Genomic DNA, 9,628 nt, shown 5'->3' on the forward strand with positions numbered 1-9,628 from the left:
TGTACGGCGCCGGCAACAAACAATTTACCAATAATCTGTCGCCTGAGCACAGGGAGCTACTGGAAAATTCCGAGGCCTTAACTTATGAACAGGCCGAAGAAATATTGGACGCCAGAAACTACGTCGGCGCCGGGGACATGCGCGGCCGTCAATCATTTAACCCTATCAAAAAAATGGGGCTGGCTAAAATTGACGACGACGGCAAAATCCGCATTACTTCTTTCGGAGAATACTTATCGCGCGAAGACGCTGATTTGGGAGAAATGTTTTTCAAGAGCTTTCTAAAATGGCAATTACCAAACCCTCTCTCAAGAGATTTTAAGACCGATGATGGTTACAATATCAAACCTTTTATTGCCACGCTTCATCTGATTAATGAAGTAAACAAACTCTGTCGCGAAAAAGGCATTACCGAGAAAGGTTTATCTCATGTTGAATTCAATATTTTTGTTCCAACGTTGATTGACTATAGGAAAATTATTCCTCAGGCTAAACTGGTTTTACGATTCCGTGTGGGCATTGAAAAACTGACAAACGAGCGAGACAAACAGGCCTACATAAATCGTTTTATTCAAGATCGCTTTTCTAACTTCGAGAACATGGAGCACGCAAAAGATTACGGGGATAACATTCGTCGATATTTCCGAATGACCAGATACCTCCATCTACGCGGCAACGGTTATTACATTGATTTGGAGCCAAGAAGAAACATAGAAATTCAGAAAATTTTGGAAACCGATAATGGGTCCAGCCAGAGATTCACGGCCGAAGAATACATAAATTATATTTCAGATATTAATTTGCCGGTTCTTCCCTGGGAGACTCCAGCAGAATTAAAACGAATCAGCGAATACACCACAAACGATATCAAGCAGTATCAAAAACAACTTCAACAACAGCGAATTCAAATACCAGAGTTTAACTTCAGAAATATAACCGGTCTTTCTGTCGACCAATTAAAATCATACATAACCGAATTAAGAGATTATCGCAGAAGCCTGCAGGAGACGGAAGATCACTTTGTCTCGCAAAACGTTGATAAGGTCCAAGAATACATAGATCGGCTAAAAAATATCAGGCAATCCAAAGAAAAGAAAAGTATTGAGCTTGAACATTTAGCCACACTCGCCCTTAACGCAATAAATGACGCTTTGGCCATAAAACCGAATTATCCCGTTGGCGATGATAACCAACCAACGTTTACTGCACCGCCCAATAAACCTGACATAGAATGTTTCTACGGTTCTTTCAACGGGGTTTGTGAGGTTACAATGCTGACTAATCGGGCCCAATGGATGCAAGAGGGCCAGCCGGTAATGAGGCATCTTAGAGATTTTGAAGATGTTAATAACAGCAAAGAAACTTATTGCTTATTCGTAGCACCAGCTTTACATAGAGACACAATAAATACCTTTTGGAACGCGGTTAAATATGAGTATGAGGGCCGTAAGCAAAGAATCATACCACTAACAATAAACGAATTAACAAAATTATTGGAGGCGATAATCGCCATAAAAGATCGCGGCCAAAGACTAGACCATCGCCAATTGATGAGTCTCTACGATTCCATTATTAATTTAACCAATACGGCTGCCAGTTCCGATGTTTGGACTTCTCAGATACCAGGCGTTGTCGAGCAATGGTCGCGTGAGGTTTTAGCTGCGAACGTATGAAATTAAATACTATCTACAAAGGCGACTGCCGCACAATACTCAATAAAGAAATTCCCGAAGAAAGCGTGGATTTGATTTTTGCTGATCCGCCGTACAATCTTTCCGGAAACGGGCTCAAATGGATGGGCAATAAAACCGGCGGCGACTGGTTTATGGTGAATGAAAAATGGGATCAAATGTCGGAATCCGAATATTTGAAGTTTACTAAAGAATGGCTAGAAGCCTGCAAAAGGGTCTTGAAACCGACTGGGAGCATTTATATCTCATGCACTTATCACAATATCGGCGAATTGGTCATGACCCTAAAGGCGCTTGGCTTTACGCCTCGCAATATCATCACTTGGCACAAAAACAACGCCATGCCCAGCATGACTAGACGCACCTTTACCCATTCATGCGAGTATGTCCTGTTTTTCTCCAAAGGCAAAAAATGGATATTTAATTATGCTGATATTAAAAAAATAAATCCTGATAAAGCAAAAGACGGGTCAGAAAAACAAATGCGTGATTTATGGATTATGCCAGTGGTTCAGGGTAAAGAAAGAGTCAGGGATAAAACCGGCCGCGCCGCTCACCCAACGCAGAAGCCGGAAAACTTATTGGAAAGAGTTATATTAGCAAGTAGCAATAAAAGCGATGTTGTTCTTGATCCGTTTCTTGGGAGCGGTACTACCGCTGTCATTGCAAAAAAACTTGGAAGAAAATGGATAGGAATTGAAACAGAAAATAAGTACATAAAGATTGCGGAAAAAAGAATTAAAGAGGCTTAGTTACTGTAAACTTCTTGTCAGCTTTTGTCAGAAAAGTTTTCCACAGATGGACCTGTTGACGGTCCGCGTTCCGGACCGCTATTATAAAAGCATAAGAGATAGGAGTTTGCCTGACGGCGTTCCGATTCATCGGAACTAAGCGAGACGGGGCTACGACTTCTGTCATCAAGCACTACGTGTTTTTTTGCTTGATGATGTGAAGTGGTAGCCCTTTTTTGTTTTTTAAGTCAAAAGTAATTTTCCCTCTGAGGTTAAGTGCCTCGATATGAAAGCTTAGTATTTGAATAGAAAGATAAAGGCTAGCCCCAGTGGGGCCAGCCTTTTATGTTGCCCCCAGAAGCCATACAAGAATTTAAAGAATTATACGAAAAACGCTACGGCGTAAAACTCTCCGATGAGGAGGCTTCTTTACGCGCCAACAATCTTTTTAAACTCTACAAAATCACCTACATGGGTGAGCCGTCCATCGACGACTTCCAAGACAAAGTAGTGAAAAGCCATGACTTACAACCAAACCACAATTAGCGAAATCCAATTCTATCCGGTTAAACCCAAGGACGGCCTCCTCGGGTTTGTTTCGTTTGTCCTGGACAACAAATTCTGGATGGGATCGGTGGCCGTGTTCAGCCGGCCGGACGGCCGATACCGCCTGGTTTATCCCACGCGCAAAGTGGGAGGCCAGAACATCAACATCTTTCATCCCATAACTCAAAAAGCCGGCCAGGAGGTCGAAACGGCCATTAGTGAAAAAGTAGCCGAATTACTTAGTGAAAATTATGAATCAGACGAATCAACCCAAACCACGTGGTAAAAGCTTAAATTTCTTTCCCGCACCACACATCATCTACGACGATGAAAAAATACGTCGCGCTTTGACTCATGCCGAACGCGATTTTTTAATGGCTTTAAGCCATCTCACCAATCGCTACGGCGATGCTGACGGCTGGTTCTGGCATATCGATAATATCTTCATCGGCCGCGACGACAAAGAGAAAGGCTTTGCTTCTCTGGGCTTCGGCCGGTCCACCTGCCGGCGCGTCAGGAAAAAACTACTCAACCTCGGGCTGATAGAAATGAAGCCGGGAACGCTGGAACGCGGCCGCTGGGCCGGCACGATGTATCGTCTTAACCCGCGATTGCTGAAAACGACGGGGGTTCAAAATGGAGCACGGTCAGGCACCGTAGAGAACCCCGGCCCGGGTCCACCATGAAGCACTTAATAAGAAAGAATAAGTAAGAAATAATAATTAATAAAAGAGCTTAAATAAAGCAAGCAAGCTTGCTGAAAATTAAAAAATAAGGGGTTGGACAATTCTTGGATAAAACTTGGATGGATTTACAGAAGCGATGGCGACTAAAGGCGACTAAAAGGCGACCAGAAAATGAGGGTAAGGTGTGGGTGAAATGAGGGTGGAATTCAGGGATTATGATTGCACTAAAATGCACTAAACCTGCACCAAAATCGGAGAAATCAGACTGGGGCAAAACTGGGGTGAAACTGGGGCAGCTTTCGGGGTCAGGGACCGGACAAAATCGGTATAGAATCGGTATAGAATTTGACCCTCCTCTTATTAAAAAACCGATAAAGCGGTAAAATAGAAATATACGTTTGACTTCCTTCGGCCTTAGGACCATGTTGTGTGTAGAAAGGCCGAAAACAAAATTAAAATAATTAATGAACAAAACTATGACTAAAAACGCCAAAATTTACGCCGTAATCGCCGTTGTAGCGGTTCTTGGGGCCGGTTACGGAGTTTATCACCTCTTAAGCGACAAAGCACCGCGTGGGGCCGAAACAACAGACCTGGCCTCCATTACTAACTTCGACCAGTGCGTCGAAGCAGGGTTCGCCATAATGGAATCTTATCCGGAACAATGCCGGACTTCGGACGGCCGGATTTTCGTCAACGAAAAACCGCCGGTTCAAAGCGAACTGGATAAAGCCGAGCAAGCCATCAGAACGTTCATGGGAGAACCGAACTTGGAATTGAAATATACCGGCCAGAATAATCATCCCTCCAACTTCGCGATCCTAAGCAACGTTAAACAAAACGACGGCGGATTTACGGCCGACAATCCTGAAGAATGGGATCGACCGGTTTACATCTTCCAGCAAACGGATTACATCAACGACCGCTGTGAAGTTTATCAATACCAGGTAACGCAGAAAACAAATCAGGTTGTGGAAATTGGAATCGTCTACCCGATTGAACGCAGCGCCACCGTACCGGGAAATTGTCCTGGCAACGGCTCGCTGGACTGGCCTTTAATGAGCAAAGACGAAATCGAACAGGCCGCGTTCGCATATCTCGGCCATGATCCGGAACACACCAAATTCATGATAAGGTCGGACATTCAGCTGCAATACATTCCAAGCAAACCCGGAACGGAAAACCCGGCAGCCAACGAATGGCGCTGGGAGGATACTGGCTACAAACTTCCGGAGGGGCTCATGGGCGATCCCTGGCCTTATCCGACTATGAGAATAATAATGTCGGCCGGTGGCAAACTGGTTTACTACCTGAACACCACCGAACTCTTTGACTAATATGAACCAGGAAGTACAACCAAAACTCAAGTACTTCCTCTACGCTCGAAAATCTTCAGAACAAGAAGACAGACAGGTCCTTTCGATCGATTCGCAAAAGAGCGAACTGGAAGCGCTTGCCAAAAGAGAAAAGCTCCAAATCGTGGAGCGCCTGGAAGAATCATATTCGGCCAAAGCGCCGGGACGCGAAATTTTCAATCAGATGATCAAACGGATTGAGAAAGGCGAAGCCGAGGGCATCATCGCCTGGCACCCAAACCGCCTTTCCAGAAATTCCGTGGACACCGGCTACCTGGTTTATTTAATGGACCAAAACCGGCTGCTTGAAATTAACACGCCGGGCCAATCGTTTAAAAACACTCCCAACGACAAATTTTTGCTCAACCTACTTTGCAGCCAGGCCAAGCTGGAAAACGACAACAAAGGCATAGACGTCAAACGCGGACTCAGGCGCAAAGTGGAAATGGGCTGGCATCCTGGGCCGGCGCCCGTAGGCTACAAGAACACGCCGGATAAATTAAAAGGCTTTCGGACGATCCGCAAAGACCCGCGAATGTTTCCGATCATTCGGAAAATGTTCGATATGCTTTTAAGCGGCGACTTCACCGCTCCCCGTGTTCATGAGATTGCTATTAGTAATTGGGGAGTAAAGAAATTAGCACGAAGCGGGTTCTACCGCGTGCTTTATAATCCCTTTTATTACGGCTGGTTCGAATGGCCCAGAGGCAGTGGCAATTGGCACAAAGGCAAACATGAGCCCATGATCACGCGCGACGAGTACGATCGAGTCCAAAAAATGCTTGGCCACGGGAGCAAGCCCAAACCGGAAACACACACCTTCGCTTATACCGGTATGATCCGTTGCGGCGAGTGCGGCTGTATGGTGACGGCCGAGAATAAAATCAAAAAGAATAAAAACGGCAACGTTCATCACTACACGTATTATCACTGCACCAAGCGCAAAGGCCCGTGTAGTCAAAAATGCATTGAAGTGGATGAGTTAGAAAAGCAGATTAAAAAAACGCTAGCTAAAGTTCAGCCACCGGAAGAATTCCATGGCTGGGCCATGAAATGGCTTAGAAACGAAAACGAGCGCGAAGCCGGCGATCGCAATGCGATACTTTCCAACCAGCAAAAGAATTACGAAGCCTGCGTTAAAAAATTAGACGCTTTGATAGACATGAGAGCGTCGGGAGAAATCAGCGAGGAAGAATTCAAGAAAAAGAAAACGGAAATCAGCCAGGAAAAAATCAGACTACATGAATTATTGAACGACACGGACAGCCGCGTGGACAGCTGGCTTCAGACGGCCGACAACGTCCTGACCTTCGCCGGCGACGCCAAAGAAGCATTCACAGAACGGGGCCAGCACGCGAGAAAAGTTATTTTATCCGCCTTAGGTTCGAACCTCCTCTTAAAAGACAAAAACATAAGAATTGACACGGATTCTGCGCTTCTGCCGTTAATTCTTGTCTCATCCGGGTCGAATCGAAAAAACGGACGGTTAGAACCTGCCCAAATAGGCTCTAATAAAGAGAAAAGCCGAGCTTTTAACTCGGCTAATCCCACATGGCTCCGGGGGAGGGATTCGAACCCACGACCAATTGGTTAACAGCCAACTGCGCTACCGCTGCGCTACCCCGGAATATTTGGCCTGCCAACCGAAGCTTGAAGACCAAACGATATTGCTAAAGCTATTTGCCGTCCTTTGCTAAAGCTTCGGACGGCAACCTTCGCTAGTGAAGGTTGGTAGCGGGGGCCGGACTTGAACCGGCGACCTCCAGGTTATGGGCCTGGCGAGCTGCCAACTGCTCTACCCCGCGTCGATAATAATTGTCAATTAATTAACAATTAGTCAATTATTCTATTAACTATTATTTTTGGTGGACCGTACAGGAATTGAACCTGCGACCTCTTCCATGCCATGGAAGCGCTCTAGCCAGCTGAGCTAACGGCCCTTACACTTAATTGCTCATTAGTTTAAAGGAAGAATTGAATGGTCGGGGTGAGAGGACTTGAACCTCCGACCTCACGCACCCCATGCGCACGCGCTAGCCAACTGCGCTACACCCCGATAATAAAAAATAATTTACAAACTTTTTAAACTACAAAAGGTATCCGCTAGCCCCAACCAAAGGCTGGTCGCCTTCTGGGCGAAACTCGCCTGCCATGACAGGCATATCGGGCAGGTCTGCCGTAGGCGTGCTGGGCGGAGCGCTACCCCGGAACGTATTAATTGTTAATTATCCTTCAATTCATTAAATGGTCGAAGTCCGAGGCAAGGCCGAGGAAGCAGACCATGAGCGGAGTCCCGCTCAGCGGGACAGAGTTGAATGGTAGCAGGGGTGGGAGTTGAACCCACGACCTCGGGCTTATGAGTCCCACGCTCTAACCAAACTGAGCTACCCTGCCATGATTAATTGCTAATTGGTTGATGGGTTGATTTATTATGGATAAAGGCCACGAGTAAGTTCTAAACTTATCGAATGACCAGTCTCAAGTGGTACCGAAGAGAGGACTTGAACCTCCACGGCCTTGCGGCCACTGGATTTTGAGTCCAGCGCGTCTGCCAGTTCCGCCACTTCGGCATAATAAATATGATAGAATATTGGGTTTCAGATCAAGGGGTCTTTGATGAACACAGATGATTCTACAATAAAAATATCTTTAAGTCAATGCCTCATACTAAGGTTTGAAATTATCCCTAGTTTTTTTTAAAAAAACGAGGCCAAAATTGCTTTTGGCCCCAGATCAGAAGCGCCGGCTAGGCGGCAGGACTGTCAGGATACCATGACGCTTGTTGCAGTACATGACTCTGTACCATCGGCCGTTGAGGCAGACCTCCCAGATGCTTATTCGCTGGCTTTTGCGCAAGATGAATTTGGCACTTGGTCCTTGCCCTCGCCTGATCATCTTTGCTATGGTCATCATCTCTTCCCTTGTCAAAACCTTGTCGTAGCGTTGTTGTGATCGCAACCTGATATGTTTGCGAACAGTGATCATTGGTTTTGTGGCCAAGAGGTGCCTCCTTTGAATCAGGATCCCATTGATGAACGAACCTTTACTATCTTAATATATTTATTTTGATTGTCAATAAGCTTATTTATTGGTTGCATAAAGTATATATTATGTTATACTTTTTAGCGTGTTCTTTCTGTCTTTTGGGTTTCTGCCTTTACGAGGAGGTGCGCCAGATGTTGCGAGGATTCAAACCACTACCAAGAGATCCCACAATTTGTCTCTGTCGCAATCACCACGACATCCATTTGGGTCCGGCTGACGTCGCCTTCCAGTGCGCCAGCGGCCTGTGTGGTTGTCACTGTTTCGAATGCCCGCAGTGCCACCTGCCCATTGTGCGCAGCCGCATGTCGGAACACCGGCAGTATTACTGTCGGGGTGTGTCACAAGCTCATATCCCCGATGTCTCGACGGTCGGTTTGGTGGCTGTGTTCGAGCTCCGCTAAGGCGGAGCTTTTTCTTATGTTACTATTTTTATTAGATAATTGTCGTAGGAGCTAAATCGGATATTTTCAGCATTTGATAAATATCTGATAAAATTTTATACTTAAAGTAAGATGTTAGAGGTTCGATGGCTTATCGGATTTACTAAATAAATGAGGCAATATCATAAAACCGGAAATCGTAAAAATAGGCCGGCTTATCGCACGCCAGCAAATTTTATTATTCGACGTAGCCAAATGAGCCGTCAATTAGAAAATAGGGTTTGAAAAATGAGAATTTTATCATTTAATGTTAATGGCATCAGAGCCATAGTTAGAAAAGGTTTTACAAATTTTTTGCGTCAAGACAAGCCGGATATTTTTTGTCTGCAGGAGATAAAGATTTCTCATGCCGCTCGCGCCCAAGTGGAGTTTGATTTTGCCGCTTATCAGGAATTTTGGCATCCGGCCATAAGGCCCGGCTATAGCGGTACGGCTACATTGGTGCGACAAGGTATCAAAGCCAAGTCCTTGCTTGCGCCAGCCTGGGATAAAGAAGGCCGTGTCCAGATATTGGACATGGGCAAATATTACTTAGCCAACATTTATTTTCCCAATGCCGGTAATAATCTGCAACGTTTAGCTTGGAAGATAAAGTGGAATGATAAACTATTGCTTTATCTAAAAAAGATAAAAGCTAAAAAGCCGGTGATAGTTTGCGGCGATTATAATGTCGCTCATCAGGAGATAGATCTAGCCAGGCCAAAGGAGAACGTCGGCAATGCCGGCTTCACTCCCCAAGAGCGAGCTTGGCTGGATAGATTTTTGAGTAGCGGCTTTAAGGATACTTTTAGGGAATTACATCCAGATAAGATTCAGTATTCTTGGTGGAGCTATCGTACGGCCGCCAGACAGAGAAATATCGGTTGGAGGATAGACTATTTTTGTGTATGTGATAAAATATTAAAAAAGGTAAATAATGCTTTTATTTTAGATAAAGTATCAGGTTCGGATCACTGCCCAATAGGTATAGAAATTTTATTTTGATATAATAATTAATTTATAAAGAAATGTTTAAATATAAAAGATTTTTTCTATTATTCCTAATTAGTTTTGGTCTAGCATCTGCCTTCTTCTATTTCACCACCAAGACTAATGCAGCCACCTCTCTTGTCTCTCGCCTTTCAGGCTATATCC

At 44.9% G+C, this 9,628-nt stretch carries 7 protein-coding genes and 6 tRNA genes; 7 read left to right on the forward strand and 6 right to left on the reverse strand.

What is annotated here, in order from left to right; all coding sequences use genetic code 11:
- The 6 genes from WC473_05915 to WC473_05940 form a co-directional block, all read left to right on the forward strand.
- Positions 1-1,673, forward strand: a 1,673-nt coding sequence (locus tag WC473_05915) for an AlwI family type II restriction endonuclease (protein ID MFA5125327.1), incomplete at its 5' end; no start/stop codon positions are given.
- Positions 1,670-2,443 (forward strand): site-specific DNA-methyltransferase, encoded by a 774-nt coding sequence (locus WC473_05920; GenBank protein MFA5125328.1) that lies wholly within the window; start codon positions 1,670-1,672, stop codon positions 2,441-2,443. The genes WC473_05915 and WC473_05920, both read left to right, overlap by 4 nt.
- 324 nt (positions 2,444-2,767) lie before the next feature.
- Positions 2,768-2,968 (forward strand): hypothetical protein, encoded by a 201-nt coding sequence (locus WC473_05925; GenBank protein MFA5125329.1) that lies wholly within the window; start codon positions 2,768-2,770, stop codon positions 2,966-2,968.
- Positions 2,943-3,254, forward strand: a complete 312-nt coding sequence (locus WC473_05930; protein MFA5125330.1) for a septation protein SpoVG family protein — start codon at positions 2,943-2,945, stop codon at positions 3,252-3,254. The genes WC473_05925 and WC473_05930 overlap by 26 nt, the downstream gene beginning before the upstream one ends.
- Complete coding sequence (locus WC473_05935; protein MFA5125331.1) at positions 3,220-3,654, forward strand: hypothetical protein; 435 nt, start codon at positions 3,220-3,222, stop codon at positions 3,652-3,654. The genes WC473_05930 and WC473_05935 overlap by 35 nt, the downstream gene beginning before the upstream one ends.
- A 476-nt stretch (positions 3,655-4,130) precedes the next feature.
- Entirely contained in the window at positions 4,131-4,991 is an 861-nt protein-coding gene (locus WC473_05940) for a hypothetical protein (GenBank protein MFA5125332.1), read from the forward strand.
- 1,570 nt (positions 4,992-6,561) lie between these two features.
- Here the strand turns inward: WC473_05940 and WC473_05945 are convergent.
- From WC473_05945 to WC473_05970, 6 genes are all read right to left on the reverse strand, one after another.
- Positions 6,562-6,636, reverse strand: a tRNA-Asn gene (locus tag WC473_05945).
- A gap of 102 nt (positions 6,637-6,738) precedes the next feature.
- Positions 6,739-6,814 (reverse strand) — tRNA-Met (locus WC473_05950).
- A gap of 58 nt (positions 6,815-6,872) precedes the next feature.
- Positions 6,873-6,949: transfer RNA gene (locus WC473_05955), tRNA-Ala, on the reverse strand.
- 39 nt (positions 6,950-6,988) lie between these two features.
- Positions 6,989-7,065 (reverse strand) — tRNA-Pro (locus tag WC473_05960).
- 260 nt (positions 7,066-7,325) lie between these two features.
- Positions 7,326-7,403, reverse strand: a tRNA-Met gene (locus WC473_05965).
- Between the two features lie 89 nt (positions 7,404-7,492).
- Positions 7,493-7,579 (reverse strand) — tRNA-Leu (locus WC473_05970).
- A gap of 1,143 nt (positions 7,580-8,722) precedes the next feature.
- Between WC473_05970 and WC473_05975 the strand changes: the two genes are divergently transcribed.
- Positions 8,723-9,478: an exodeoxyribonuclease III gene (locus tag WC473_05975; protein ID MFA5125333.1), complete on the forward strand. Its 756-nt coding sequence runs from the start codon at positions 8,723-8,725 to the stop codon at positions 9,476-9,478.
- Positions 9,479-9,628 lie beyond the last annotated feature (150 nt).

This window comes from Patescibacteria group bacterium, from assembly GCA_041650895.1.
Classification (GTDB): domain Bacteria; phylum Patescibacteriota; class Patescibacteriia; order 2-01-FULL-39-33; family 2-01-FULL-39-33; genus CAISTG01.